The sequence below is a fragment of the Chamaesiphon minutus PCC 6605 genome, assembly GCF_000317145.1.
GTDB classification, from domain to species: domain Bacteria; phylum Cyanobacteriota; class Cyanobacteriia; order Cyanobacteriales; family Chamaesiphonaceae; genus Chamaesiphon; species Chamaesiphon minutus.
In genome coordinates this window covers 369,416-395,237 of sequence record NC_020053.1, presented here as the reverse complement: position 1 = coordinate 395,237, position 25,822 = coordinate 369,416, and the positions used below count along the sequence as shown (strand labels likewise).

Genomic DNA, 25,822 nt, shown 5'->3' with positions numbered 1-25,822 from the left:
ATTAGATTAATTTTAAATCTAATTTTTCATCTTAATTTCATATTAATCTCGTAGAATCTAGACTTAGATATAGTATTTATAATGCAGCGAATTATGTCGATCGTGGTTAAACGATCGAATGAGATAGACTTGTACATATCGTGATTTTCACGATATTAATAAATGCTGTAAACGGCTTCACATCTATAAACCGATCGGGAATTACTCTAAATGAAAAAGCAGAACATTTTAATGGGTTCTATTGCTAGCATGATGGCTACTTTAGTCTTGAGTCAAGTTAGCTATGCCAATGAATATAGCAATAATGCTTCTACCTCTAGTCCACTGTCAGTTCGCAGCCAAACTCGTGAAGTAGCTATATTCAACAAACAAGGAAAACCTCATAAACATCCTACAGGTAAGAAAGTAAATAAACCAAAGAAAGCATCGAAAGCCTAAGTTGGTATTCTTATCCAAGAAAATTCGACATTAAAAATTTAGGTAAATATCTAAGTTGAATTTTAAGGGAAGTGCGGCAACTGCCGCACTTCCCTTAGTCATTTATAAAACGCTAATGCTCTGCTAGATCGAGTTATTCACCTGTAAGTGTTGCGACACGGAGACTAGATAGGGCGCGATTGTAATCGATAATCGCCGTGATGCGGTTCCCACGAGCGCGCGCGAGTTCGGTTTGGGCTTGAATGACATCAGTTTGCGTACCTACTCCCGCCTGAAAGCGCAGACGAGCTAGTTTGAGACTTTCCTCCGCTTGTTTGAGAGGCTGGGTAGAAGTCGCGATATTTTTTTGATTGGAGCCGAGACTGTTGTAAGCTTGTTCGACTTCAAATCGAACTTGATTTCGCGTAGTCGTAAACTGGTTTTCAAAAATCTCTTGATTGACTCGTTCTCTATTTGAGCCAGCTCTGGCAAAACCACCATCAAAGAAGTTCCACCTCAACTGTGCGCCGATACTATAGTTATCTTGGGCAGAATTAGAAGTTGTCAGGCTTTTGGCCAAAGTGTAGTTGGCAAAAAGATCGACTTGAGCGGAGTCAGCCGCAGCAGCGACAATTTGTTGTTGTTGGCCGATCGTGCGACGGACTAGTTGTTGCTTGACTTCGGGGCGATTTTTGTATGCTAAGACCACACTATCTTCCAAAGAATAGCCCCAAGCCCCTACCTCACGCACGGTATCGGCGGCTTTAAATTCAGTATTGTTATCGACACTTAGTAGCTGGGCAATCTTTTTACGGGCGGTTTGCTGTTGTCCTTGAGCATTGGTGAGATCTCGGTCGGCAGTAGCCAGTTGGACTTGGGCGCGGAGGATATCAAATTTCGTACCGATGCCAGCTTTTTCTTGGAGTTGAGCATCGCTCAAGCTGCGCGTCGCATCTATGACAGCGGCTTGATTGATGATAACTGATGAATCGGCGGCTTGGAGGTCGTAGTATGCAGTGATGACCTGACTGCGTACCAATTGTTCGACCCGAATTAGATCGAGCCTGTCGAAGTTAACTTGCTCTTCGGCGGCGCGAACACTACTCTGATTTCGACCTGCGCTTAGGATATTATAGGTGGCTTGAAGTCCACCTTGGATATTTGTACTAGTGTTGCTGCCAAATTGTGATTGTGTCCCAATAATTAATGGCGATCCTTGATTTTGGAGGGTACTTGTCAATCCTACTTGCACTGCTTGAGCGGCTTGGGCTTCACTAATTCCGACTTGAGAGCGATTTACTATCAGCCGAGCGGCTTGAACTTCCCGATTGTTACCAAATGCGATGTCGATCGCTTGTTTCAGAGTGAGAGATTTGTTACCAGTAATCTGAACCTCATTACCTGTTGTGGGAAGATTGAGGTTATTTTGAATCTTGGTATTAATGTTAGGTGTTGGGGTCGCAGGAGTAGTTTGGGCGAGAATCTGTGACGATTTATCGCTTACCAGAGATTTTGCCTGAGTGGGTTCGATCCTGCCTAATCCGCCCAAACCCAACACAATAATCGCCCAAATTATTTGAAATCCGCTCGCAATTTGGTGATTATTCAGTGGAGGTGCTTCAGCTTCAATTGGAAGGCGACTAGTTTGTAAATTTGTCTGTTGGTGCAAAATCTCCTGTGAAGATTGGCTCCTTGTATTTAATAGATGAATGAATTTAATTAGAGTTAGCATGTTCGATTGTCTAAGAGATCGGGTATTTAGATCGGAAGCTGCTCTTGCTCCAGCGACTGTGTTAAAGAATTGCTTTCAACATTAGGCACTAGTCACAACTTGCCATTGGCTCAGTCAGATACTCAGTTTAAAACCCGTTCGTGAAATTTAAATGAATTCATCTGGTTTTCATCTAGCACTGTAAAACTAGGAACTATCGGCGTTTAGTTGAGCAACTATGGCTATAAATACCAAATCACACATAGCTTCATCGTCAAATCTCACTCCAGCCGTCCGCGCAGTGGGGTGGTTAAGCTGGCTATTACTACCCGTCTGGATCTCGCTAGTATCGCCATCAGCACTCGCTCATGGTGGGCATGGTGACGAATTTGGCTCTCAAGAAGGAACGAAAAGTACCAAGGTGCAGGTCGATGGTGCAACCGCTCAACAGATTGGCGTGCAAACAGTCGCCGCCAAAAAACAAAGCTTGAATGTCGAAATTTCTGCTACTGGGCAAATCGAATTATTACCCAGCAAAAAAGTAGAAGTCACCGCACCGATTCGGGGCAAACTCGTACAACTATTAGTACAGCCTGGGGCAAGAGTCAAAGCAGGGCAAATCCTCGCGACGCTCTCTAGTCCCGAACTCAACGACTTACGAACCAGTTCCCTCGAAAAACGATCGGCAGCTCTTGCTCTGCTCCAACAAGCTCAAACCGATCGCAACCTCGCTCAACAGAGCTACCAAAAAATCGTCGAAATCGCCACCGCTGAAACCAATCAGGCGCGGAGTCAATTAACTGCGGCTCAATCTAGGTTGGCGCGAGAACAACAACTAGTCAAAAGTGGCTCCATCGTCCGCGCGGCGAAAAATAGCTATCAGCGTCAACAACAAATTGCTGCCGCTGAGATTAGCTCCGCTCGAACCGAACTAGAGTTAGCCCAGGAACGGTACCAAAAGGATGTAGAACTAGTTAAGAGTGGGGCACTGGCACGCCGTCAGATGTTGGAATCTCAGGCTAAACTAGCCGAGGCGCGAACTGCATTAGTCAAGGCGCAAAGTCAGTCAGGAGTAGCCCAAGCTGAAACGGATTTGCGAAAAGCTGAGACAGATCTGCCCCTGCGAGAATTGCGGGATGCCGAAAAGCAGGTAGCCGAAGCCACAGGGCAATTGGCCAGAGCGATGAACCAAAAATCGGTAGTCGAAGCCCAAGCGCAATTCCAAAGAGCGAACTCTGCCGTAACCGCCGCGCAAACTCAGCTCAGGCTCAGCGATGCTAGTTACCAGGGGCGACTGGCACAACTAGGAAATCGGGCGAATGCTGAGGGCATTGTCTCTATTACCGCTCCAATCGATGGGACGATCTCCGATCGCGAAATCACGATCGGGCAGTCTGTCGCCGATGCTGGTGCGAGGTTAATGACGATTACCGACGATCGCCAGGTGTTGGCAACGGCAAATATCTACCAGCGGGATTTAGGACGATTAAAAATCGGTCAGCAGGTCACTGTGAAAGTGCCTGGAATGACGGATAAAGTGTTTTCAGGTCAAATCTCGCGAATTGGGACAGCCGTGGACTTACAGAGCCGCGTAGTTCCCGTTCAAGCAACCTTAGATAATAGCCAGGGGCTACTCAAAGCCGGAACTTTCGCTGAAATCAAGCTGGCGACAAGTCAAATTACTACCCCTGTCGTCGTAATTCCGGCTAGTGCGGTAGTAGAAGCAGACCAAGAGAAATTAGTATATGTCAAAAGTGGCGACAGCTATCAGCCCACAACCGTCACCCTCGGACAAACTGTTGGCGATCTAGTCGAAGTCAAGACCGGACTATTTGCTGGCGATCTGGTCGTCAATAAACGCGCGCCTCAACTCTATGCCCAATCTTTAAAAAAGAAGCCAGCTAGTGAGGAGAAAACAACAACAGCAGCCAAACCTGAAGCTGTTAGTCTAAACCAAATACCAACTTATCTCATTTGGGGATTAGTACCTGTTGCGGGCATTCTGGGCGGTAGTGCTTGGTGGTTAAAGAAAAGAAGCGAACGGAACGCGACTGGCTCAACCGATTTTATCGAGCCAGAGGACGAACTGAATTATCTGCCCAATGAGGAAATACCCGCAATTGAGGCAGATCCCAAACAGCATAATAATTCAAACTCCAGTTACTATCCACAGATCGGTGCTACTTCGCGAGACGTTGGCGAAGCCTCTCGGAACGAGAATCGCTGACTCGCTAGCACGGTATCGATATCGATTGCCAAGTTTTACCTAGACAGGTGCGACCGAAATTACCTGAAACTTAGCTGGTGGCTGTGGCGAACGATTAACCCAGCGAACAACCCATCCTGCTGTTATGAATCAAACACTTACTGTCAATCTAATTTGGGGTTTATTCCCATTCTTGGGCGTTATTATCGGTGGTGCCTTGTGGCTTGGTAACAAACGCGATCGCATGGCAGCCGCTGCAATGGATTCACAGGCACGAGTGCCAGCTACTTCCGCCGATGAATTATCAATGTCAGAGTCAGATCCCGATCGAGATCGGCCGATCGTTATCGAGGAGACAGAAGATGATGATGATGCCGAACCTCCCTATATCGGCTGGTTTTATTAAGATCGTTGACTATTAATTATTTTTACGCTCGGTTCGCTAATTAAATGGTCGATCGCACAGCGGTGGCTGGTGGTATTGAGTGCAATCGTCGTTATGATTGCAATTTTACGCTGATACTTATCCTCATATCTAACACTAAAAATGCTCGGAAATATCGTTCAGTGGGTAATTAACCGTCGCTGGCTGGTCGTAATAGCCGCTGTTATCGTCTCATTGTGGACGGTTTATGTCATTCCCCAGATGCCGCTGGATGTGTTGCCAGCTTTTGCGCCGCCGCAAGTGGAAATCCAAACCGAAGCCCCCGGACTCGCACCAGAGGAAGTAGAATCGCTAGTAACATTACCGATCGAGAGTGCGATTAACGGTACGCCTGGAGTCACTGCCGTGCGTTCGTCGAGTGCGGCAGGAATTTCAGTAGTGCGGACGGTCTTTGGTTGGTCAACTGACATTTATCAGGCGCGGCAACTGATTACCGAGCGACTGCAACAAGCTGTCAGTAAACTACCGCCAGGAGTCGAACCGCCCCAAATGTCTCCCACCACTTCTCCTGTCGGGTTGGTGGTGCAGTACGCTTTTACCGTCGCCGATAGCGAGCAGAGTGCTAGTCCAAATTCCTTAATGGCAGCTCGGCGGATTGTCGATTGGCAAGTGACAAATCGCCTCCTAGCCGTGCCAGGAGTCAGTCAAGTTTTGGTGTTTGGTGGCGACGAGCGACAGTTTCAAGTATTAGTCGATCCGGTTAAATTAGCAGCTTTTAATATTACTCTAGACCAAGTTGCCCAAGCGACTAGAAAAGCGAATGTCAATGCCGCAGGTGGCTTTTTTATTACTCCCGATACCGAGAAATTGATTCGGGGCATCGGTAGGATCGAATCGATCGAAGATCTCCAAAAATCGACGATTGTCTCCCGTAATGGCACCCCCGTCAGATTGCAAGATGTTGCCGATGTCCAAATTGGTGCGGCATTAAAACGCGGCGATGGCAGTTTTAATGGTAAGCCAGCAATTATCGTGATGGTAAATAAGCAGCCCAGCTTCGATACGCCAACTGTCAGCCGTGCGGTGGAAAAAGCGGTCGCCGAACTTAAAATTGGCTTGCCCAAAGATATTCAAGTTAAGACCACTTTTCGTCAAGATAGTTATATCGAATCTTCCGTCGATAACGTGCGTTCTTCGTTGATTCAAGGCAGTATCATCGCGGCGATTATTCTGATTCCATTTCTATTGAATTGGCGAATTCTGACGGTGTGTTTATTAGACTTTTTCTTAACATTACTATTTGGGATGTTGGTACTGTCATGGTTGGGAGTTGGTTTGAATACCATGACATTAGGCGGCTTGGCGGTCGCAATTGGGACGGCGATCGATGATGCGATCGTTTATGGTGAAAATACCTATCGTCGCTTGCGCGAAAATAAAGCTGAGGGTAATCCACTCACCCCGCTAGAAATCATCTTTGAAGGTTCTCAAGAAGTTCGCGATTCGCTCTTGGGCGCGACGATTATTGGGATTATTGTTTTCTCGCCGATTTTTACATTACCAGGCATTGAAGGGAAGATTTTCACGCCGATGGGAATTGCTTATTTAGCAGTAGTTGTCGTTTCTAGTTTAGAATCTCTACTCGTTTCTCCGGCTTTGTGTGCGATTTTACTACCTGCTACTAAGGTATCACAACGAGAACCGTGGCTGGCGAGATTTTGCAAGGCAATTTATAACGCGTGCTTGAATTTCGCGATGAAAAATTCCCTATTAATCATGGGGACTGCCACAGTTTTAACCGTCGCATCAATTGTAGTCATTCCTTCATTTGGCAGAGCATTTTTACCAGAGTTTCAAGAACAGACGATGGTAAACACATTACTGTCTTACCCAACTGTTTCCCTCGAAGTTAGCACCAAAGCGGGTCATGTGGTCGAAGAGTCATTGAAAAATGATAAGCGGTTTACATTCATTCAAACTCGCGCCGGACGAGCCGCTGGTGACTCTGATGCCGCAGGTGTGAATCTGGCTCACGTTGATGTCGAAATAAGTAAAATCGGGATGGAAGATCGGGAGGAATCGCTTAAAGTAATGCGAAAAGCATTCGAGAAAATCCCAGGTGCAGCCGCAAATATCGGTGGATTTTTACAACATCGGATGGATGAAGTTTTATCAGGGGTGCGAAGTTCGATCGCGGTGAAAATTTTCGGTTCTGACTTAGCCGAGTTACGGAAAATCGGCCAAGAAGTAGAAAAACAAATGGCAACAGTCGATGGTGTCGTCGATTTACAACTCGAACCCCAATTGCCAGTACCGCAGATTCAAATTAAATTCGATCGCGATGCTGCCAGTCGTTACGGGCATACAGTAGGGGATTTATCTGAGACGATTGAAACTGCCCTCAATGGTAGGGTCGTTTCTAAAGTGCTCGAAAATCAACAATCTTTCGATTTGGTTGTCTGGTTGAAACCCGAAGCACGGCAGAGTCTAGAAACTATTCGCAATCTCTTAATCGATACTCCCAATAATCAAAAAATCCCGTTAGCTAGTATCGCTAAGATCGAGCAAGGGAAAGGGCCAAATACCATCAATCGAGAAAATGTTTCGCGCTTAATCGTCGTATCAGCCAATGCCAAAGGTCGCGATATCCGCTCGATCGTTTCTGAGATCGAAGCTAAAGTTAAAAGCAACATTCAATTGCCGACGGGATATTTTATTCAATACGCAGGTCAGTTTGAAGCTGAAGAACGTGCCACTAAAAACATTTTAGTTTTTGGCGCGATCGCGTTTGTTGCCATTACCGTCCTGATGTATCTTTCTGTTAAATCTATCCCATCAACACTAATGATTATGATTAACTTACCAATTGCTTTGGTAGGTGGGGTAATTGCTGTGGCTCTGACGGGTGGTGTAATTTCAATAGCGTCTCTAGTGGGATTTGTATCCTTATTTGGGGTGGCGACTCGGAACGGGTTATTACTAGTAGATAACTACAATACTAAATACGCCGAAGGAATGCCTATGAAGGACATCATTGTCAAAGGTTCGATGGAGCGACTAAATGCGATCTTGATGACAGCTTTAACTTCAGGGTTGGGTTTAGCACCGATGGTATTCCAAGGTGGATCGGGACAGGAATTATTACAGCCTCTATCGATCGTTGTATTTGGTGGTTTGTTTACTTCTACGGCGATTACGTTATTGGTATTACCCGCTCTATATGCCAAGTTTGGGAAGCATTTATTCCCGAAAAAAGTGGAAGAACCGAAAGCAGAACAATTTTTCATGCACATGTAAACTATATCGATCTGCTTCAATTTCTCGATCGATATCTTTATCTCTAAAATTATACAATTGATAAAATGCTCGATTTACCATTAAGCTTTAATCTAAATACATCAATATTGCTTCTAGTACTGGTTGCTTTAGAATCAGTATTATCTGCTGATAATGCCGTCGCTCTAGCTTCGATTTCTCAAGGATTAGCTGATGATAAATTACGCCGTCAGGCATTAAATATCGGTCTGATTCTCGCTTATATCCTCAGAATGATCTTGATTTTAGCCGCTACCTGGGTAGTACGTTACTGGCAATTTCAGGTTTTAGGTGCTGCTTATTTACTGTGGTTGGTATTTCAGTATTTTACTTCTAAAGATGGTGAAGATGGTAAGCCTCATGGCTCGAAATTTACTAATGTTTGGCAAGCAATTCCAACAATCGCGATTACTGATTTAGCTTTTTCTCTAGATAGTGTCGCTTCTGCGATTGCTGTATCTACAGATACATGGCTGGTAATTAGCGGTGCGACAATCGGGATTATTGTGCTCCGGTTTATGGCAGGATTATTTATTCGCTGGCTAGATGAGTATACTTATTTAGAAGATGCTGGTTATATTACGGTTGGTTTAGTTGGCATCAAACTTTTGGTTAGAGCAGTATTTCCCGAACAAGAGATTCCTGAAATATTAGTAGTTGCGATCGTCGGTATTGTTTTTGCTTGGGGATTTTCGCAACGGAAAGATGTAGCTGAAAAGTTACCCGATTGAGATCGTCAACTTTGTCGATAAAATAATAATATCAATTGATTTCTCAATATATCAGGATAAATCACCATGAGATTGACTGTTATGTTCGTGGCTTAGATTTCTACGATCGATATCTAGCTATGATTTAAGGGGTGACAAACACCCCTTCAGGTATTTTACATTTATTAATCGATTGAAATTTCATCTAAATTTCATAATGAACATTTATAGTGATTAGTATCCAAATCAGAAGATCGCAATAATGAAAAAAACTTGCACGAAAACAATCTTGACTAATTCGCTCCCAATTAAGAACCCCAATAAAATTTTAGGATTGCGTTTGGGGACTAAATTAGATAGTCAGCGATCGGTTATCGATCGATCGCTAGTTGCACAAACCGATTCCATTCCTCCCTATGACGATCCTTTATATTGAAATTGAAGTTTTGTCTGTCAAGTGAGTGCTATCTTCTTGAATAGATGAATTTATTCGATCCTCTCCATATCGATCGTACACCGAAAGTCGCTACTTAAACCGAGCGTAAAGTTCACATTCAAGATGGCTCGATTTGACTAAATATGTTTAATTGAGTTTGACCGCTTCGTCAATGAGGGGGGTGTATTTATTTTATATACGGGCAGGGTGGTACTAGCACCCCCTCATCCAGGGAGCGAGTTGAATGAATAATTTTAGATAGATCTACTTTATTGAAATGGATCGTTAAATGGCGACAAGCTTAGAAATTTACCGCGAATTAGAGCAAAAAAGATATGACTATCTAACTCCAGCCGAGCAAAAAATAGTTCGTCTTGGTGCTGCTGCGGTCGCTTGTCAAAGTGCTATGGACGAACATAAAAGATTAAAGCAGATGGAAGACTATAGCAAAATGGAGGTCATGTTAGAGAGCTTTCTCTCTCAACTAGAAATAGCGATCGCTTTTAGATCTAGCATTATACCTTGAGACGAGTGTAAATTAAAAAGTAGCTTCTACAAGTGATTTCATCTGGATTTCATCTTGGGTATTTATAGTCGTTATAGAGTAAGAAGTTAAAGTAATGACAAAAATCTTACGATTTATCAATTCTGGTTCTCCAGTACCTAATGTGCTAAATCAATAATTGAATCTCCAAGTTAGCAAGCATCTGTTTCGGAAGTTGTTGAAATTAGTGAAGCCATAAGCAGTACGCTTGATGAGCTTAATCTTATTATTAATTCCCTCAACTACACCACTAGTAGTTCGCTCATCAAAGTAAGCAACTATCTCTGTTAACCATCGCGAGATTGTGCCACAACTATTTGGCAAATGCTGCTTGGCTCTTACCAGCCAATGTCTAATTTTCAATAGTCCTCTCATCCACGATGTTGTTTTTTCCATTATCTCTCTCCATTTTTCTTTGAGTAGATGTGCTGCCCTAATGTTGGCAAATTCTTCTCTAACCTGCTTGAGCTTCTCTTGTTCTTTCTCCTCTCTTAACTCTTTTTCATTTTTTAGCAGCGCATATTTACTCGATTTTATTACTGCCAATTGCCGAGTGTATTCATTCTTTTGCTCTAATGTCTTTGCGGATTTAAGTTTAGCCTCTATCGCTCTTTTTTCTTGTTTTCTCAGCTTATCTAACTCACTATTTATTTGCGCTGTTACATGAAATCTGTCTGCTACTACTTGAGCATTAGGCATCACTTCTATCGCTAAGCTTTTATACCCTTTCCATAAGTCTATGCTGACTTCTTCGATCCTTTCCAGTACCTCTGTCCCCCATCCTTTCAGGATTTTCTCTATTTCTTCACTCTTTCTGCTTTCGATTATTGCTAATAATTTTCCTCGCTCTATATCTACTAATACTGCACAATATTTTCCTTGTCCTTTTACCATTGCTATTTCATCTATTCCCAGTTTTCTTAAATCCGTTGGCTTTTCTCCGTTTAGCTCTGCTGCTGCGTCTTCAATTATTCTCTCTATTTCTGCTGTCGTCATTACTCCTGTTCTAGCTACGCTCTGAATATCTCCTTCTAGTGCTTCTGCTAGGATTTTTTTAGCTAGTCTTGAAGTATATGTTCTTCTGCCTTTAACAAATTCTAGTTGTTCGCTAAATGGTTTTTGACATTTTTTACATTTAAATTGTCTTCTGTTTATTTCTAGGTGAACTTGCTGCTCTCCCCACGGCAAATCTTTTACTATGTATCTATTATTCTGATGTAAGCTACTACTCTTCGTTCCGCATCTATGGCATTTGCTTTCTTTCTTTATTGCTTCTACCTGTAAGATGATGCCTATTCCTTCATATTGTCGCTGCGACTCTACTCGCATTCCTTCTATTCCTAATAGCTCCGTTAGTAGCTTGAGTTCCTTTTTTGTTGCCACTTGCCCTGCCCGCCGCTCTTCTTACTATTTCTTCCTCTCTTCATTATCTTGCTTTTCCTCTCCTCGTCAGCAGTTTTGACATATTTATTTTATTTTCTTTCTCTTGTACTGCCTCGATTCTCATTTAATTAGCACATTAGGTACTGGAGAACCTCAATTCTTTATGTAGAGCGACTACCACCTCTAACACTGGTAATTATCTAAATGTCAATAATACCGATCGCCCTTCACTGGATGTCGATGGTAAATTCGATCCCGACAATGAATGGACAATGGTTCGTCCATCTATTCAAGTTCATGTGCCCTGTCATAGTCAAATATTGACAAAATTATGGATTTGTGTTCCTGAAAATTTCAAGCCCAAAACTGCCAAAATTCAAATTACCGATTCGGCAGAGCCGACGCTTAGCGAACGAGATTCGGCAAAGCCGACGCTACATACACAAACGATTTCTGCGGTAATTTCCCGTCGAGGTCAGTGGCTACAAATCAAATTGAAGCAGTCGATCGTTCCCGATACAAAGTTGCGAATTGATTTCGATCGTACAAATCGCAATATGCTGGTGCGATTGCCTGAATATTTTGTCTATGGCAAATCTGTAAATGGGCAAAGCAGTTTTGTCGGTAGAGGCTATTTCGATTCGGCAAAGCCGTTTCTCCACAGGAGAGGCTCCGCCAACGCACAGCGTCTGCCTGTGCCTGACGGCAGGCTATCGTCAATGCAGAGGCTCCGCTAACGAGCGGATCGATTTTAGTGTCCAGCGAAATATCCAGGCATAGTCATCTAATGCATTCATTATTTTTAAGATTTATCGTACTTGTTAGTGCTGGAATATTAATATATGAAATGATCAAAGGGGAGTTTAATTTAATTTTAGAAACTTCCAATTTTATGGATTTAATAATTATTATTATCGCTATGTGTGGGCTATTCTTGGGAATTAGTATTCCTGAGACACCGATTAGCGATTCAGCTAGCACTGATGCTGTGACATCTCTAGCAAAAGTTGCACCTCCAGCTCAAACTCGGACTGATGAAGAGAGTAAAAATGAAGATAATTAAGTGCAACTATTTTTGTTTTTGCTTCCTAAAAGCTGGGATATATTGCTAGATACCATCTCAATTTCTATATGTTCAGACCTCATAGATGCTAGACAATCAATCTAATAGTAGCTAGATTTCTTTATTTCATCTGGATTTCATCTTAGCTATTTATATTTGATATATAGAGAGGTAAGAGAGTCTAAAGCAATGAAAAAAATCTGGCTATTCATCGCTACTTGGGGTCTAGTAACTACAGCAGTTAATCTTGGCAACCATGCAAGTGCTAATGGTGATGACAGTACTTCACCCCATGTAGATAGTAAATTTGAGTTTCCTAATACTAGGTGGGCGACTGTCCGCCAGACTATTCAAGTCCATGTGCCCCCAAGCAGTCAAGCATTAACACTCTTATGGATTGATATTCCTAGAAATTTTGAGCTTCAAACTAGCAAAATTGAAATTACAGATGGAAATAGACTAATCCCAGCCCCAATTTCCCGTCAAGGTCGATGGCTGCTAATCAATTTCAGTCAACCGATCTCACCTAATACTAAATTACGGATTGATTTTAATGGTGTAAACCGTAATATGCTGCTCCAATCGTCTGTCTATTCTGTTTATGGCAAGACTATAGATGGGCTAACCAATTTTATTGGCACAGCGTATTTTCCCCAAGCAGATTGATTTTGTAATCTAAAGCTAGATATGCAGATGCCAATGTCTGCATATTATATTCATGACATAGCTGCGGATAGGTCGATCGATTTTATTGCTGAAGTATATTTATCCGAGCAAAATATTTAATTAGGAGTGTGAAACATGAGACCATTAACTTCAGGAATTATTGTGTTAGCTAGTTCTGGACTATTATTACTTGGAGCCTGTAGCAAAGAGGCAAAAACTAGCGATTCGGCGAATCCAAATGCTACTACACCTTCAGCCGAAACAGCATCTCCAGTACCAACTACACCTCCAGCTACAACCACAGCTACAACCCAAAGTAGTGAGGGTGGGAAGAGTAATGGTGGACAAGTAGTAGAATCGGGTAAATATCACTTAGAGTTCGTTCCAGAGAAGGGAACTAGTGAAACTCACTTAGATTTATACCTTCAAAAAGGTGACAATCATGAAGCTGTTGCTAATGCAAAAGTTACTGCTGATGTCCAATTACCAGATGGCAAACTGAGAACTATTCCACTTAGTTATGATGCCAGTGGTAAACATTATGCCGCAGTATTAAAAGAGAAAGTTACTGGTCAATATCAAGTCAAAATTACTGCAACGATCGGTAGCGAACAAGCTGACGGTCGCTTCAATTTCGTTCGATAACTAAAATACATTTTTGAGGAGGAATGTACGAGCGATTCCTCCTACTTACGAGAGTTATTGACGAGGTGCAACTTTAGGCATACTACAACCACTGCCGCAATCGCAACCACTAGCACATTTACCACAACCACAGTCAGCAGCAAAAGCAGCTCCAGCAGTCACAACGGCAATAGCTACAGCAGCTACTGTTGCTTTGAAAATATTTTTAGCAGTCATATTTCTATTATCCTTGAGTACTCTCCAATCATAAACCCTCTAGTTGGCTTGAGAGTCAACAGAGATAGGCGAACTATATACGATAGAACCAATGCTGAAAATTGGCGATCTAAAAGAGCGAACGGGAGTGACAGTTAGCACCCTGCGTTACTATGAAAACTTAGGCTTACTGCAACCAGCACTCAGGAGTGATAGCGGCTATCGCTACTTCAATGACAATGCAGTGCAACGAGTACTGTTCATCAAGAAAGCTCAAACTCTCAATTTTTCTTTAACTGAGATTCAAGGAATTTTCAATTCTCACAATCGAGGTACAGCCGTCTGCTCGATTGTCAAAGATTTAATCGATCGAAAAATTAGTCATTTAGACATCGAGATTCAAAAGCTGCTCGAATCCAAACAAAGATTGGAAAGTCACCGCGAACGATGGTCTACCTATCCTGAAGATCTTCCTAATAGTGAAAGTGTCTGCACTCTAATTGAAGAATTGATATCGCTAGAAGCTAGTACTGTCAATTAATTCTGTAGATAAAATATCAATTTCGAGCGTTCGTCTTCATTTTTCTGCCAACGATCTTAGTCTTTTAATGAAAGTATTTTCACTCTCATTAAAAGACTAAGATCGTTATTTATTTACCTCGGATATAACCTGGTGAATAAGATGAAGATGGCGTGCTAACTGGTGACTGCATTTTCTCTGACTGCTGCATTTTCTTACAACAACCACCGCAACTGCGCTCTTGAGCAGAAGCCGCCCCAGTTGTTATTAATCCTAATGTGGCTAATGCCAAGATCGATCCGATCGCTAGTTTAATTTGTTTCGACATAATTACCTCTGATAATTTCCTATTCTAAATTGTTACATTCATTATAAAGTCTCTACTGGACTATAGAGTCAATAACTGATTTGAAATAATATTTGGAATAAAAATCTGTGATGTAAAAAGTGACGCTAGTAGTAACTTTTGACAAAAACCAACAAGCTCAATTGCTAATATTTGTCAAAGCAAATTCATGGTTTCATCTTAATTTCATCTTGATGTGATAAGACAAAAAATAATGTTTTTAAACGTCTTAAAAATAATAAATAAACCAAATAATCTATGCCAATAGGCTGATTTATTTACTAAGGATTATTTGTGAAGCTTAAGAAGGCAAACATCAAAATGTTTGTAGACGTTTTTTAAGGAGTAAGCTTATGACTACTACTCAATCTCGTAACTCTCAACTCGAAGCTTGTATTGAAGCCTGCCTAAAATGCCTTCAAGACTGTGAATTTTGCGCCACTGCGTGTCTGGATAGCGACCCAAATCACGCGGAGGTTCCCTCCGCATGTGTTTGGGTCAAGACAGTGACATGGTGCAGATGATGGCTGCTTGCATCAAAGCCTGCCGCGATTGTGCCGATCTTTGCGCTCTTTGTGCCCGATTTATGAGTCGCACTTCTGACCTACATCTGCAACTGTGCGCGGTTTGCGCTGATGCTTGCGATCGCTGCGCTACTGAATGTGCCAAGCACGACCACGAGCATTGCCGTCGCTGTGCCGAATCTTGTCGTCGCTGTGCCGAGTCCTGCCGTCAAATGTCGATGGCACATTAGTAATAAATTACTAATCTAACGTTCGGCGATTCTTCTTGACTCTCTAGTTAGCTAGAGGGTCAAGAATAGAAAGTAAGTAGACCCAAAAGATCGCAGTTATCCTTTCGTAGTGCCCAGGGCAAGGCTCCGCCATAGAATGCCAATCAGATCGAGAGGAATCTGCCCATCGCTACCCAACCAAAATATCTAAAAATTATGACTGAGCGTAACAACCAAGCTAAATCCTCCATCGTTGGCAAAGCCTCTCCCGTGGAGAATCGCAGAACAATGGCAAATCCAGTAGCAGTTCCACCGAAAATATGGGGAGGATTGGCGATTGCTGCTATCTTCTTAAGCGGCGGATTGGCATCATGTGCCGATCGCACAGCGCAATCGCCGTCAACAACAGATACTACACCCACGACCGATCCATCTGTAAGTTCATCTCCAAACTCATCTAGCCAAACTATCTCCGATCGAGATTTCCTGACGATGATGACTGCCCATCACAAGCAAGCACTTGAAATGGCGGATTTAGCCCTAACCCGTGCGAAGCGTCCTGAAATCGAGCAACTCGCTCGATCGATTATCAAAGACCAAAAAAGCGAGATTCAAACAATGGCAGCCCTTTATAAGACAGCCTATGGCACAGAAATTCCCGCGATGGCAATGGGTGGTGGCATGATGGGCAAGGATGCCAATTCGATGAATGGCATGAATGGCATGAGTGGCATGAAAATGGATATGAATGCTCTCAAAAACGCCGCCGATTTTGATAAAGAATTTTTGCAGCAGATGAGTGTCCATCACCGGACAGCAGCTCAGATGAGTCAGATGGTGTTGCAGACGACCAAATCGCCAGAAATTCGGACATTGGCTCAGTCGATTGTCAAAGCTCAAACTGCTGAGATCGGGCAGATGCAGAAATGGTATCAAACTTGGTATAAAGCTGCTCTGTAACTAACTATTTCCAAATTAAAGTTCATTATCCTCTTGACTCTCTAGTCAACTAGAGAGTCAAGAATAAAAGTAAGTACATTTCAAACACAGTCATCGACTGCTACCGACAAATGACTATCGAACTAAATATTCCGAACATGGCTTGTGGTGCTTGCGGCGAAACCATTACCACAGCGGTAAAGAAAATCGATCCGACTGCAACCGTGCAAGCCGATCCCAAAACTAAGCAAGTCAAGATTGAGACTAAAGCCTCTCAAGTAGCGGTTGAGAGTGCGATTACAGCGGCTGGCTACCAAGTAGCTTAGTAAAGTTAAAGTTCCGAACTGGCAAATTTAATCTATTTACTGGAGCAAATATATGTCTAAAATTGGTCTTTTTTATGGTACCCAAACAGGCAAAACAGAATCGATCGCTTCGATGATTCAAGAGCAACTAGGTACCGATCTTGTCGATATTCATGAAATAGCAGATGTCACAGGTGATGATTTTTCTGACTATCAAGACCTGATTATCGGCGCACCAACATGGAATGTCGGTGAGTTGTCGAGCGACTGGGAAGACTTCTTTTCAGACTTGGATGACATTGATTTTACAGGTAAAACAGTAGCTTACTTTGGGGTTGGCGACCAAACTGGCTACCCAGATAGCTTCATGGACGCAATCGGCATTCTCGAAGAAAAAATTAGTGCGTTAGGTGGCAAAACTGTCGGTGCTTGGCCGACTGATGGCTATGACTTTAATGAGTCACGGGGTGTCCGGGATGGTAAATTCATCGGTTTAGCTCTCGATGAAGATAATCAAGGAGATTTAACCGAGTCACGTATCAAAACTTGGTCGGGTCAGGTAAAACAAGCCTTTGGTGTCTAAGCATCATTATTGAGGAGTGGTATTTTCTAAAATCTCTAGTCAAAACTATCTTATAAGGTATTTTCGACTAATTCTTGTAGAAATAGTTTGACAGCCTAAGCTAAATTCATTGGAATTTCATCTCAAGCCGTCAAACTGGAAGTTAAGTTAGATTTACTATCTCAATAACATTCGATCGATAAGATCTAATCGGACAAAATAACCTTAATGGTACCTTCATGAATAAGAACGATCTGCCCCCTACAGGCAGTCATCAATACCCCCTCACTCGTCGCAGTTTCATCCGAGGGGGTGGCATTGCCAGCGGACTGATCCTTAGCAGTGGCATTCACAGCCTACTATCGAGTTGTTCGTCTCAATCTTCTACCACGAAAATACCTGAGAATAACACCGTAGCCCGCACCCCAAATCCAAAATTCATTCCCGATCTGGAAATTAACCTTCAGGCTGCACCGAAAACGGTGCAAATCCTCGCTGGAGAACCGACCCAAGTTTGGTCGTATGCAGCAACCCTAGTCAAAGGCGACCCAACTAGCTTGACTGCCATTCCCGATAGTTATTTAGGCCCGATTATTCGCGTTCAGACAGGTCAGCGCGTGCGGGTTAACTTTCAAAACAATCTTCCCCAAGGGCAAACTAGTATCGTCCATTGGCATGGTCTAATTTTGCCAGAAGATATGGATGGACATCCTCGGTTTGCGATCGATCCTGGGCAAACCTACGTCTACGAGTTTGAGGTAATTAATCAGGCGGGGATGAATTGGTTTCATCCTCATCCAGACATGCTGACAGGGCAACAAGCCTACGCTGGACTTGCTGGGCTATTCATTGTCACAGATCCCGAAGAAACCGCTCTCAATCTACCTTCAGGGGCTTATGAAGTGCCGATCGTCCTCCAAGATCGTACCTTAGATGCCAATAATCAACTCCTTTATTTGGGCAGCAAAATCGGTACTCCTCGTAATAGCGGCATGGGTGGGATGGGTGGCATGTCACAGGGCAACTCCAGTCAGTCTGGTAACGGCATGGGTGACATGAGTAGTATGATGGGCTTTTTGGGCGAACAGCTCTTTGTCAATGGCAAGCCCAACTTCACTCTGTCTGCGGCAACACGAGTTTACCGTCTCCGCATCCTCAATGGTTCTAATTCACGTATCTACAAGCTAGCATGGAGTAATGGGAGTCCATTGACCGTTATTGGCACCGATGGGAGCTTACTGACTCAGCCTGTACAAAGAAAATATGTGATGCTGGCTCCAGGTGAGCGGGTCGATGTTTGGGCAGATTTTAGTAAGTTAAAAGTTGGGACAGAATTAGCTCTCAATAGTCTGGTATTTTCAGGAGCCGAGAATGTCGGCGGTAGCAGCATGGGCGGAATGAGTTCTAATAATGCTCCTGAACTTGGTGCGGCGATGACCCTGTTTAACGTCAAGATTGCGCGGACAGAAACAGAAACTCTGAAACTCCCCAGCAAACTAGCAGCCCTGCCCTTATTACGTCCAGCAGATGCCACCAATGCCGCCCAACCACGTCCGGTTGAGCTTTCACTCCAAGGGATGAAATGGGTGATGAATGGGCAGCCCTTTGAAATGACGACTGCCACACCGCAGGAAACCGTTAAGCTAAATTCGATCGAGCAGTGGGAGATTATCAACAAACTCAACCCTGGAGCCATGATGGATGCTAAGGGTATGGCGCACCCCATCCATTTTCATGGGGTAAAATTTCAAGTCATTAGTCGCCAAGTGCTGCCAGAACTTGCCGCCGGATGGCAAACAGTCAAAGATGGCTATGTCGATGAGGGCTTCAAGGATACTGTGATGGTGATGCCAGGTGAGCGAGTTAAGTTGCTAATGAAATTTGAGAAATATAGTGGCTTATTTACCTACCATTGCCACACATTGGAGCACGAAGACGCTGGCATGATGCGAAATTATCGAATTCAGGGGTAACACTTCGTAGCAATATACCCGATCCTTGTTAACAATTTTCTCGACCTAGAGACTATACCAAAAATTAGATTTTCAGGAGAATAATTTATGTTAGATATCGATGAAATGGGACAGGATGAGATCCATGAATTGCTCCACAAAGTAGGCTACGGTCATCTTGGCTTTATCCACGAAGGCAAGCCCTGTGTGATGCCAATGCACTATTATCTCGAAGATTCGGACATATATCTGTTCACCACAGTCGGTATGAAGACTCATGACATGGACGCAGATTCAGATATTTGCCTCCAGGTTGAAGAAATACATGGCTCCTCGCATTGGCGGAGTGTAATCGTGATGGGAAAAGCCATCCATGTCACCAAGCAGCCGGAAATCGAGCGCGTGATGACACTCGTCAAACAGCGCGATGCTACACTTTCTCCCGCAATTAATCGAACTTGGATTGATTCTTGGGGACGTGCGGAAGTAATTTCTATCTACCGAATTGAATCAGGCGAGATGAGCGGACGCACGACTGATGGCGTTAGCAGTCGGTGAAAATTGAAAATAATAGAATCATGGAAGATCTAAATCTCAAACTTAGGGGGATGAGTTGTGCCTCCTGTGCCAATAGCATCGAGCAAGCAATTCTAAGCGTGCCAGGGGTAGTCGAAGGCAACGTCAATTTTAGTAGCGATCGCGCCAGCGTCCGTTACGATCCCAAGCAGACTAATATCAACATTATCACTCAGGCAGTTGTTGATATTGGCTATGAGGCTCAAATTATCCCATCCGATCTCGCACCTGAAGACGATTCGGAAAATATTAGACAACGAAGACAAGAGCGAGATCTTCAGCGCAGAGTGCTAATTGGGGCAACGCTCACTGTACTCCTGGTGCTGGGCACATTAGGTCATTTCAATGTCAGACTGCCTGGTGCTCTAGCCGAACTAGAAAACCCGTGGGTGCAGCTAGTTCTGGCAACACCCGTTCAGTTTTGGGTAGGCAAAGAATTTCATCAATCGGCATGGAAGGCATTTCGCCATCGCACGGCGGATATGAATACGCTGATTTCGCTCGGTACGAATATTGCTTTTTTCTATTCCCTGTGGATCACGATAAATCCTGCTTATTTCACAACCCAAGGATTATTAGCCCAAGTCTATTATGAAGTGTCTGCGGCGATCGTCACTTTGACGCTATTGGGGCGGTGGTTGGAAAATCGTGCTAAGGGCGCAACTTCAACGGCAATTCAGGCTCTGATGGGGCTACAGGCTAAAACAGCGCGGGTGATCCGGGCTAATGTCGAAATGGACATTCCGATCGGGGAAGTCGCACTGGCAGATATTGTCATAGTAGGGATAGCTACAGGATACGTGTAAAAACCTGCAAGATAGACCTCTAAGCCTTGCCTAAACTAGCTTTCATCCATCCAAGTCGTTGGCTTCCGACAGAGCGGAGACAATCGGGAGATGAATTGCGCCCTCCAATGGCGCAGGAATGCTTTGCAGATCGATAACAAAATCGCCATAACGCTTCAGATGACCCGTCAAATAAGGACTCAGCGTTGCTAACATCGAACGATCGATCTTGACCCCTTCAGCCGTCAGTTGCTGAATGACTACAGACAGATCCACCGCATTATGGAGAATCACCGCACTAGCAACCAGATCGAGATACTTGACCCGCTTCTCTTGTTGTTCGGGATCGTTTTCAGTAATAATCCCCTCCTTCCCAAAAAAGATCCAGTCGAGGAAATGATTGTAGCCTTCGACGATATTAGTACAGGCAGTAATCTCCCGTCGCAAACCACGGTCGGAAATATATTCGAGCAGAAAGATTGTCCGAACGGCTCGACCTAATTCCCTAAAAGCCTGATAGAGACGATTCTTTCGACTGTAACTTCCCAATTTCCGTAATAGCATTGAAGGTAAAAACTTCCCCGCCTGAATCGACAACACCACGCGCATTAAATCCTGCCAATGAGTGCGAATTAACTGCCAGTCAATCACATCCTTAAACAACGGGTCAATATACTCGTAAGCCGCATCCTGACTGGGACGAAAGAACTTATAATCCTGCCAATTGCGAATTCGAGGCATCAGTTTAATCCCCAACAAATATGACAACCCAAACACTGTAGTTGACTGTCCTTGAGTATCCGCGTGCAAAGTATCGGGTTGAATATCTGAAGTATTCTTGAGCAAGCCGTCAAGGATATAAACCGCCTCCCAAACTCCACAATTAATGAAATGGGTGAACAAAGCAATGTAGGTATCGGAAACATGATGGTAAGCAATACCCCCATAGCCACCATAGCGAATGTGATACTCTGACATCAAATTATTCTCATAGACCTCAAACTTGCTGCCATCAGCAGCAGCCTTCTTCCCCGTCCCCCAACACTTGGGCAGCTCCAGCAGATTATAGGCATTAATCAGATCTCGCATCGCTGCTTCAAGCTGCTGAATGGAGATATGTTGGCGATTGACATAAGCCAACATCCGCGAACTGACTTTCCCCCGTGTATGTCGTGCGGTTTGATTGGGTCCCAGATTACAGCCATAGCCAAACACCGCCAAAATATACCGTTCGACCGAATTCTCAATCTTTGGCTCAGAACCAGAAACGGGGCCAAAATGACGCACCCAGTTGAGCCAATGCTCGACATGACAGAGGATGTCCAACACACTCCGTTCTGGCAAGCGTTGTAGAATCTCTGCTTCTAATTCTGCTGCTCCAGATGGTGGTGGCGCAGCAGCAATTCGTTTGAGTACTGGTTCGCCTTCTGCACTAATGGTTATCTGCGTCCCATCCTGGCAAATTTGGTCTACAGTGGTGGCTGTCTCTGTCAGCTTTGTCTGAAGCTGTTCGACAAATTGAGCCGCTGTAGGAGCCATTCCGGTTTGTTGGCAGTAATCTGCCAATAGCGGCTGACATTCATCCCAGGATAGTAACTGTTCGCGGAAGTCTGCATAGTTCTCTGACCCCACCACGCAAGCATCACCGCTTTTGAATTCTGCTGCCAAATAGGTGAAGATACACACCTCAAATTGCTGCCGCACCAACCGCACTTTACCTTCATGTTCCTCTACTACCAATCGCCGCCAGCGTTCGCTCATAAAGCTCAGATCTAAATCATCCACTGGCAACCATTTGGCGCGGCGATCTTCATGCGCCAAAACGACAGTTAAAGCTGCCGTCAACGAGAGATCTTGACTAGTGGATTGGATTTCCAAGCCCCGCACTAATGGAAATAACACTGAACGGTAACGACTGTAGAACCGCCACACTAGGGGTAAGTAATTGTCACTGTTGTAAGCGGTAATCTCCTCACACTGCTCCAACAAAGCTACGGCTCCCCCATGCGTTTCCAGCACAGATTGGACTCGTTCCCCCAAGCTAGCTGTATCGGTTTCGCCTGCTGATGTCTGTAAAATCTCAGCTAAGACTCCCAGCATCGATTCCGTCTGAGCTAAATGCTGCTCGCGTAACTTTACCAGCTTGTCTTTGGCGGACTGGTGCATTTTCTGCACTCGCTTGAGAAACATCTCCACCAAATGGTCGCGAGTTTTGACTTGGACGCGGTAGAGCAGACAAACCAACAAGGCACGACGTTTAGCTAGTTTCAGCTCCCGCAAGTCCGTCAGAGCCAAGGCTTTGGCTTGAGCGGCAAAGGATTTGACCTTAGCAGGTGCAATAGTGACGAGCAACTGGCGTACATCTCCACAGGAGAGCATCTGCTCGAATTTAGCTTGTAGTGCTTGAACGTGAGACAGACGAGCACTTTTAGGTGGTGCCCTCAACAGACTGAAGGTTAATCCTGATGCGGGTGAAGTAGCTAGCAAATCATCTACAAATGCCTGCTGAATGGGAGTCATCGCATTGGTAATGCGCCCAAACAAGCGATTATTCACTACAGTACGGATATGACCGACCAAACGATCTAAAGTACTAAAAGCTGGTAACTCATAACGTTCTTTGACCAGTTCCTCGACTGCGACGTTGATTAAATCGGCAGGATACTCCATCACCTGGGCCGCTTGTGCGATAGCTGTCGCAATGGCAGTTTGAGCCTTACGGTCGTAAGGATGAACGCCCAAGTAAGCTCGAATTGCCTCAGCATAATAGTAGCGCGAACGTTCGGGCGGGATGGCACAGACATTGGCACTGAGATTCAAACAAGCCCGAATGTGTCCGACAACCGTTGGTGGAATGGCCTCTGAGGGTGGAAAATAACCTAACCGCTGGAACGACTTGAGCATCACCAACCAGCGCAGCAGCCCACGTTTACTCTTGACCTGTGTTTGGGCAAATGCTAACTCAGATGCTGATGGCGTATATAGTTCGGTCAGCTCCTTGACAGTTGCCTGAGATTTGAATCGGGGATAAGCCGTGCGTTCGATAGCGGTCATAAAGCCGTTGGGAATTCCAGCCAGATCTGGCAATACTCAGTTGTCCAAGGCAGAGTATAAGCCATACTCTGTCAATTTACGATCGATCTCAATCAAACATTATTTTCAGGAGATTTATTGACAGCTATATTTGACTGTTTTCTGAGGTTTGTAGCAGTCGATCTAAAGCTGCTTGAGCGACAATCTCGGCTCGTTCGGAAGTAACTTTTTGATAGCGTAATGTGGTTTGAATATTAGTATGTCCCATCAGGGCACGTAACTCCTCGATACCCATCAAGCCGACTCGCTCGGTGGCAAAGGTATGTCGTAAGTCGTGCATCCTAATCCCATCCAGTTCTGGTGCGCTCTCAATCAGGTTAGTCCAGTCTCGATGTGCTGTGCGATAACTCAGTCGGGCAACTAATTTGGTGACGGGTTTTTGGGCGGTAAATAGAGCATCTGATTCTGGGTGACGGTAGTATTTTAGATATTTTTCTAGAACCGTTGCGGCATCTTCACTGTAGAAACACCACCGGATTTTATTTCCTTTGCCAATCACTTGAAATTTGCGCTGGGTGGGATTGAGATCTGATAAGTTTAGTGCCAAGACCTCTGCAATCCTAGCACCAGTGCGATGTAGCAAGTACACCAGAGCTTTCGTCCGACTATGATGGTCGATTACTTGATAAAGTGTGGTGATTTGGGCTGGGGATAAGTACCGAATCACTCGATCTGACAAATGCTCTCCCCGTTCTAGGTTGGGTTTGCGGCGTTGAAGTCGGGCAATAGGGTTAACTGTCAAGTAACCTTGCTCTACTGCGAAGTTGAATAAGGCTTGGATGATTGCTTGATGTCGTTGATGAGTTGTGTAAGCTAGATGGGATAAACTGTCTAGGTAATTGGCTAGTGTCGAACGGCTCAAGATTTCAATCGGATAACTGCCGTATTCTCCCAGTAGCGGCATGAGACTTAGTTCATAGGATTGAACGGTGCTTCGAGCGAGTCCTGGACGCTCTAGAAATTCAGTGGCGACTGTAGCTAGTGGGATAGACAATTTATCAGTCAGTTTAACTAGTAAAGTTGAATAATACTTTTCATAGTATAGTTCTGAGTTAACATATTTTAAAACACCGTTTTGTGAATATTCTCCAAAGTAGTAAATCGCCTAACGCTAATGAAACCGTGGGTGATTATGTCAAACGGATGCGATTAATGCTCGGTTTGAGCCAGAAGGAATTGGCAGCTATTGCTGGGATTCACTTGCAAAGCGTGGGGAAAATCGAACGCGGGCTGACCACCAAACTGAGTTATCACAGTAAAAGTGGCTTGGCAAGTGCGCTACAAGTTCCGGTGGAATATTTAGAGGCTGTCTGTCGCGGTACTCCGATTGTGGCTGTTTCTCAGCTCAAGTTCTGTGCGCCGTGCTGGACTCCTGGAACGCCGCCAGATCCGCTCTGGATGGAGGTGAGGGCTAAATACTGCTTTCTGTGTGGTTCTGCGCTACGCGATCGTTGTAGTCATTGCCAGGAAACGATTGCTTCTCTCAAGCATCGCTTTTGTCCTTTTTGTGGCACTGCTTATAAGGCTGAAGCCTGATTTTAAAAGCCAGTCTAGGTAAGGATTAGAGGTCTATCTTGCAGGTTTTTACACGTATCCTGTAGCTATCCCAAGTCGAGCGTCACTGAAAGATGAAGAATTGTAGCGCGAGACTGACTCACCAAACCTATATGTAGCGGCAAATTAGCAGTTGAGAGTGAAATTTTTGTCGAACTCGTACTCGGAATATGCTAAAGTCTTAGGCAACCCGTATATTAGTATAAATCTTGAAAAATTGAGCTATCTAGTATCGTTACGGGTACTGTAGATATACTGTCTAAAAAAATAATCCTGGAGGCTGTTAATAAAAATCCAGTTCTAATACCGAACGCAACAATTACCGTCCATCCACATAGGGCGATCAAAAAAGCTCAGAATCGAGATTCTAAGCTTTCCTGAGTCCAAGACTACTAAATTTGCCTTGAAATGAAATCTGTTTGGCGACGGGTTTCATTTCTACTTTATCATGCGGTTCGACATTTGAGTAGGTTTTGCCAAAAATTACTAACCCACCGAGCGTTAAACATCTGCTGTATGCCACTTTTGCCAATTATTAATTTTTTTGAGGCTTGAGGAAACCACCAAATCGGATTATCTCTGATAGTGCTGGATTACTAGTTGCCGACTGTGCCGAGTTATGAGTAACTACCTCCAGACAATTTGGGATCGAGTCAAAATTCGTGCGATCGATCTGCCACCGACCTCAGTGGGATTAATTTCACCGATCTAGACTCAATCGATAAGGGGTTCGCGGAATATTTGTAGACACGAACTGCGTTGTGGGGTGCGCTCGCTTTCA

The 25,822-nt window shown here is 44.2% G+C and carries 28 protein-coding genes; 21 read left to right on the top strand and 7 right to left on the bottom strand.

Translation table 11 applies throughout. The annotated features are described in order from the left end of the window. Positions 1–210: 210 nt before the first annotated feature. Complete coding sequence (locus tag CHA6605_RS30735) at positions 211–438, top strand: hypothetical protein (protein ID WP_015329071.1); 228 nt, start codon at positions 211–213, stop codon at positions 436–438. Between the two features lie 133 nt (positions 439–571). On the opposite strand, the gene CHA6605_RS30730 is transcribed toward CHA6605_RS30735, so the two are convergent. Then, positions 572–2,149 carry a TolC family protein gene (locus CHA6605_RS30730; RefSeq protein ID WP_015329070.1) on the bottom strand — a complete coding sequence of 526 codons (1,578 nt, stop codon included), beginning with the start codon at positions 2,147–2,149 and terminating at the stop codon, positions 572–574. Positions 2,150–2,366: 217 nt separating this feature from the next. Between CHA6605_RS30730 and CHA6605_RS30725 the strand changes: the two genes are divergently transcribed. From CHA6605_RS30725 to CHA6605_RS30705, 6 genes are all read left to right on the top strand, one after another. Continuing rightward, complete coding sequence (locus CHA6605_RS30725) at positions 2,367–4,355, top strand: efflux RND transporter periplasmic adaptor subunit (RefSeq protein ID WP_015329069.1); 1,989 nt, start codon at positions 2,367–2,369, stop codon at positions 4,353–4,355. A 124-nt stretch (positions 4,356–4,479) separates the two neighbouring features. After that, positions 4,480–4,740 carry a hypothetical protein gene (locus CHA6605_RS30720; protein ID WP_015329068.1) on the top strand — a complete coding sequence of 87 codons (261 nt, stop codon included), beginning with the start codon at positions 4,480–4,482 and terminating at the stop codon, positions 4,738–4,740. Positions 4,741–4,881: 141 nt separating this feature from the next. Next, the gene (locus CHA6605_RS30715; RefSeq protein WP_015329067.1) at positions 4,882–8,016 is read left to right on the top strand and encodes an efflux RND transporter permease subunit; all 3,135 of its coding nucleotides are present in this window, start codon (positions 4,882–4,884) and stop codon (positions 8,014–8,016) included. 65 nt (positions 8,017–8,081) lie between these two features. Next, the gene (locus tag CHA6605_RS30710; protein ID WP_015329066.1) at positions 8,082–8,765 is read left to right on the top strand and encodes a TerC family protein; all 684 of its coding nucleotides are present in this window, start codon (positions 8,082–8,084) and stop codon (positions 8,763–8,765) included. Between the two features lie 241 nt (positions 8,766–9,006). After that, complete coding sequence (locus tag CHA6605_RS35315) at positions 9,007–9,180, top strand: hypothetical protein (RefSeq protein WP_015329065.1); 174 nt, start codon at positions 9,007–9,009, stop codon at positions 9,178–9,180. Positions 9,181–9,469: 289 nt separating this feature from the next. Then, positions 9,470–9,706 carry a hypothetical protein gene (locus CHA6605_RS30705; protein ID WP_015329064.1) on the top strand — a complete coding sequence of 79 codons (237 nt, stop codon included), beginning with the start codon at positions 9,470–9,472 and terminating at the stop codon, positions 9,704–9,706. Positions 9,707–9,856: 150 nt separating this feature from the next. On the opposite strand, the gene CHA6605_RS30700 is transcribed toward CHA6605_RS30705, so the two are convergent. Further along, entirely contained in the window at positions 9,857–11,053 is a 1,197-nt protein-coding gene (locus CHA6605_RS30700) for an ISL3 family transposase (protein ID WP_015158531.1), read from the bottom strand. 326 nt (positions 11,054–11,379) lie between these two features. Between CHA6605_RS30700 and CHA6605_RS30695 the strand changes: the two genes are divergently transcribed. The 4 genes from CHA6605_RS30695 (at position 11,380) to CHA6605_RS30680 (ending at position 13,481) form a co-directional block, all read left to right on the top strand. Then, positions 11,380–11,844: a hypothetical protein gene (locus CHA6605_RS30695; protein ID WP_015329063.1), complete on the top strand. Its 465-nt coding sequence runs from the start codon at positions 11,380–11,382 to the stop codon at positions 11,842–11,844. 50 nt (positions 11,845–11,894) lie between these two features. After that, positions 11,895–12,170, top strand: coding sequence for a hypothetical protein (locus CHA6605_RS30690; protein WP_015329062.1), 276 nt, complete (start codon positions 11,895–11,897; stop codon positions 12,168–12,170). Positions 12,171–12,359: 189 nt separating this feature from the next. Continuing rightward, positions 12,360–12,836, top strand: a complete 477-nt coding sequence (locus CHA6605_RS30685) for a DUF2808 domain-containing protein (RefSeq protein ID WP_015329061.1) — start codon at positions 12,360–12,362, stop codon at positions 12,834–12,836. A gap of 135 nt (positions 12,837–12,971) precedes the next feature. After that, positions 12,972–13,481: a hypothetical protein gene (locus CHA6605_RS30680; protein ID WP_015329060.1), complete on the top strand. Its 510-nt coding sequence runs from the start codon at positions 12,972–12,974 to the stop codon at positions 13,479–13,481. 54 nt (positions 13,482–13,535) lie between these two features. Here the strand turns inward: CHA6605_RS30680 and CHA6605_RS35310 are convergent, their stop codons facing one another. Beyond that, positions 13,536–13,697, bottom strand: coding sequence for a hypothetical protein (locus tag CHA6605_RS35310; RefSeq protein ID WP_015329059.1), 162 nt, complete (start codon positions 13,695–13,697; stop codon positions 13,536–13,538). Positions 13,698–13,788: 91 nt separating this feature from the next. On the opposite strand from CHA6605_RS35310, the gene CHA6605_RS30675 reads away from it, so the two are divergent. Then, positions 13,789–14,217, top strand: coding sequence for a MerR family transcriptional regulator (locus CHA6605_RS30675; RefSeq protein WP_015329058.1), 429 nt, complete (start codon positions 13,789–13,791; stop codon positions 14,215–14,217). Positions 14,218–14,326: 109 nt separating this feature from the next. Here the strand turns inward: CHA6605_RS30675 and CHA6605_RS30670 are convergent, their stop codons facing one another. Further along, entirely contained in the window at positions 14,327–14,524 is a 198-nt protein-coding gene (locus CHA6605_RS30670) for a hypothetical protein (protein WP_015329057.1), read from the bottom strand. A 371-nt stretch (positions 14,525–14,895) separates the two neighbouring features. On the opposite strand from CHA6605_RS30670, the gene CHA6605_RS37505 reads away from it, so the two are divergent. From CHA6605_RS37505 to CHA6605_RS30640, 8 genes are all read left to right on the top strand, one after another. Continuing rightward, entirely contained in the window at positions 14,896–15,066 is a 171-nt protein-coding gene (locus CHA6605_RS37505; RefSeq protein ID WP_479688863.1) for a four-helix bundle copper-binding protein, read from the top strand. Next, a complete protein-coding gene (locus CHA6605_RS33430; RefSeq protein ID WP_422678773.1) occupies positions 15,030–15,296 on the top strand; it encodes a four-helix bundle copper-binding protein in 267 nt (88 codons plus the stop codon). Before CHA6605_RS37505 ends, CHA6605_RS33430 begins: the two co-directional genes overlap by 37 nt. A gap of 195 nt (positions 15,297–15,491) precedes the next feature. Then, on the top strand, positions 15,492–16,235 hold the full coding sequence (locus tag CHA6605_RS30665) for a DUF305 domain-containing protein (RefSeq protein WP_015329056.1): 744 nt from the start codon (positions 15,492–15,494) through the stop codon (positions 16,233–16,235). A gap of 110 nt (positions 16,236–16,345) precedes the next feature. Beyond that, entirely contained in the window at positions 16,346–16,540 is a 195-nt protein-coding gene (locus CHA6605_RS30660; RefSeq protein WP_015329055.1) for a heavy-metal-associated domain-containing protein, read from the top strand. A 52-nt stretch (positions 16,541–16,592) separates the two neighbouring features. Then, the gene (fldA, locus tag CHA6605_RS30655) at positions 16,593–17,102 is read left to right on the top strand and encodes a flavodoxin FldA (protein ID WP_015329054.1); all 510 of its coding nucleotides are present in this window, start codon (positions 16,593–16,595) and stop codon (positions 17,100–17,102) included. Between the two features lie 218 nt (positions 17,103–17,320). Next, positions 17,321–19,054: a multicopper oxidase family protein gene (locus CHA6605_RS30650; protein WP_015329053.1), complete on the top strand. Its 1,734-nt coding sequence runs from the start codon at positions 17,321–17,323 to the stop codon at positions 19,052–19,054. 87 nt (positions 19,055–19,141) lie between these two features. Continuing rightward, on the top strand, positions 19,142–19,591 hold the full coding sequence (locus tag CHA6605_RS30645; protein WP_015329052.1) for a pyridoxamine 5'-phosphate oxidase family protein: 450 nt from the start codon (positions 19,142–19,144) through the stop codon (positions 19,589–19,591). Between the two features lie 20 nt (positions 19,592–19,611). Beyond that, complete coding sequence (locus CHA6605_RS30640) at positions 19,612–20,415, top strand: cation transporter (protein ID WP_015329051.1); 804 nt, start codon at positions 19,612–19,614, stop codon at positions 20,413–20,415. A 42-nt stretch (positions 20,416–20,457) separates the two neighbouring features. On the opposite strand, the gene CHA6605_RS30635 is transcribed toward CHA6605_RS30640, so the two are convergent. Together CHA6605_RS30635 and CHA6605_RS30630 are read right to left on the bottom strand one after the other, a co-directional pair. Then, a complete protein-coding gene (locus tag CHA6605_RS30635; protein WP_041550370.1) occupies positions 20,458–23,448 on the bottom strand; it encodes a Tn3 family transposase in 2,991 nt (996 codons plus the stop codon). Between the two features lie 124 nt (positions 23,449–23,572). Continuing rightward, entirely contained in the window at positions 23,573–24,481 is a 909-nt protein-coding gene (locus tag CHA6605_RS30630; RefSeq protein ID WP_015329049.1) for a tyrosine-type recombinase/integrase, read from the bottom strand. An 83-nt stretch (positions 24,482–24,564) separates the two neighbouring features. On the opposite strand from CHA6605_RS30630, the gene CHA6605_RS30625 reads away from it, so the two are divergent. Beyond that, the gene (locus CHA6605_RS30625) at positions 24,565–25,023 is read left to right on the top strand and encodes a helix-turn-helix domain-containing protein (RefSeq protein WP_015329048.1); all 459 of its coding nucleotides are present in this window, start codon (positions 24,565–24,567) and stop codon (positions 25,021–25,023) included. Positions 25,024–25,408: 385 nt separating this feature from the next. Here CHA6605_RS30625 and CHA6605_RS34825 read toward each other — a convergent pair whose 3' ends face one another. After that, positions 25,409–25,564 carry a hypothetical protein gene (locus CHA6605_RS34825; RefSeq protein WP_157260296.1) on the bottom strand — a complete coding sequence of 52 codons (156 nt, stop codon included), beginning with the start codon at positions 25,562–25,564 and terminating at the stop codon, positions 25,409–25,411. Positions 25,565–25,822: the final 258 nt, after the last annotated feature.

Coding starts and splice junctions, on each gene's coding strand:
- CHA6605_RS30735 (WP_015329071.1), top strand. CDS start 211: ATGAAAAAGCAGAACATTTTAATGGGTTCTATTGCTAGCATGATGGCT.
- CHA6605_RS30730 (WP_015329070.1), bottom strand. CDS start 2,149: ATGCTAACTCTAATTAAATTCATTCATCTATTAAATACAAGGAGCCAA.
- CHA6605_RS30725 (WP_015329069.1), top strand. CDS start 2,367: ATGGCTATAAATACCAAATCACACATAGCTTCATCGTCAAATCTCACT.
- CHA6605_RS30720 (WP_015329068.1), top strand. CDS start 4,480: ATGAATCAAACACTTACTGTCAATCTAATTTGGGGTTTATTCCCATTC.
- CHA6605_RS30715 (WP_015329067.1), top strand. CDS start 4,882: ATGCTCGGAAATATCGTTCAGTGGGTAATTAACCGTCGCTGGCTGGTC.
- CHA6605_RS30710 (WP_015329066.1), top strand. CDS start 8,082: ATGCTCGATTTACCATTAAGCTTTAATCTAAATACATCAATATTGCTT.
- CHA6605_RS35315 (WP_015329065.1), top strand. CDS start 9,007: ATGAAAAAAACTTGCACGAAAACAATCTTGACTAATTCGCTCCCAATT.
- CHA6605_RS30705 (WP_015329064.1), top strand. CDS start 9,470: ATGGCGACAAGCTTAGAAATTTACCGCGAATTAGAGCAAAAAAGATAT.
- CHA6605_RS30700 (WP_015158531.1), bottom strand. CDS start 11,053: ATGCGAGTAGAGTCGCAGCGACAATATGAAGGAATAGGCATCATCTTA.
- CHA6605_RS30695 (WP_015329063.1), top strand. CDS start 11,380: ATGGTTCGTCCATCTATTCAAGTTCATGTGCCCTGTCATAGTCAAATA.
- CHA6605_RS30690 (WP_015329062.1), top strand. CDS start 11,895: ATGCATTCATTATTTTTAAGATTTATCGTACTTGTTAGTGCTGGAATA.
- CHA6605_RS30685 (WP_015329061.1), top strand. CDS start 12,360: ATGAAAAAAATCTGGCTATTCATCGCTACTTGGGGTCTAGTAACTACA.
- CHA6605_RS30680 (WP_015329060.1), top strand. CDS start 12,972: ATGAGACCATTAACTTCAGGAATTATTGTGTTAGCTAGTTCTGGACTA.
- CHA6605_RS35310 (WP_015329059.1), bottom strand. CDS start 13,697: ATGACTGCTAAAAATATTTTCAAAGCAACAGTAGCTGCTGTAGCTATT.
- CHA6605_RS30675 (WP_015329058.1), top strand. CDS start 13,789: ATGCTGAAAATTGGCGATCTAAAAGAGCGAACGGGAGTGACAGTTAGC.
- CHA6605_RS30670 (WP_015329057.1), bottom strand. CDS start 14,524: ATGTCGAAACAAATTAAACTAGCGATCGGATCGATCTTGGCATTAGCC.
- CHA6605_RS37505 (WP_479688863.1), top strand. CDS start 14,896: ATGACTACTACTCAATCTCGTAACTCTCAACTCGAAGCTTGTATTGAA.
- CHA6605_RS33430 (WP_422678773.1), top strand. CDS start 15,030: ATGTGTTTGGGTCAAGACAGTGACATGGTGCAGATGATGGCTGCTTGC.
- CHA6605_RS30665 (WP_015329056.1), top strand. CDS start 15,492: ATGACTGAGCGTAACAACCAAGCTAAATCCTCCATCGTTGGCAAAGCC.
- CHA6605_RS30660 (WP_015329055.1), top strand. CDS start 16,346: ATGACTATCGAACTAAATATTCCGAACATGGCTTGTGGTGCTTGCGGC.
- fldA (WP_015329054.1), top strand. CDS start 16,593: ATGTCTAAAATTGGTCTTTTTTATGGTACCCAAACAGGCAAAACAGAA.
- CHA6605_RS30650 (WP_015329053.1), top strand. CDS start 17,321: ATGAATAAGAACGATCTGCCCCCTACAGGCAGTCATCAATACCCCCTC.
- CHA6605_RS30645 (WP_015329052.1), top strand. CDS start 19,142: ATGTTAGATATCGATGAAATGGGACAGGATGAGATCCATGAATTGCTC.
- CHA6605_RS30640 (WP_015329051.1), top strand. CDS start 19,612: ATGGAAGATCTAAATCTCAAACTTAGGGGGATGAGTTGTGCCTCCTGT.
- CHA6605_RS30635 (WP_041550370.1), bottom strand. CDS start 23,448: ATGACCGCTATCGAACGCACGGCTTATCCCCGATTCAAATCTCAGGCA.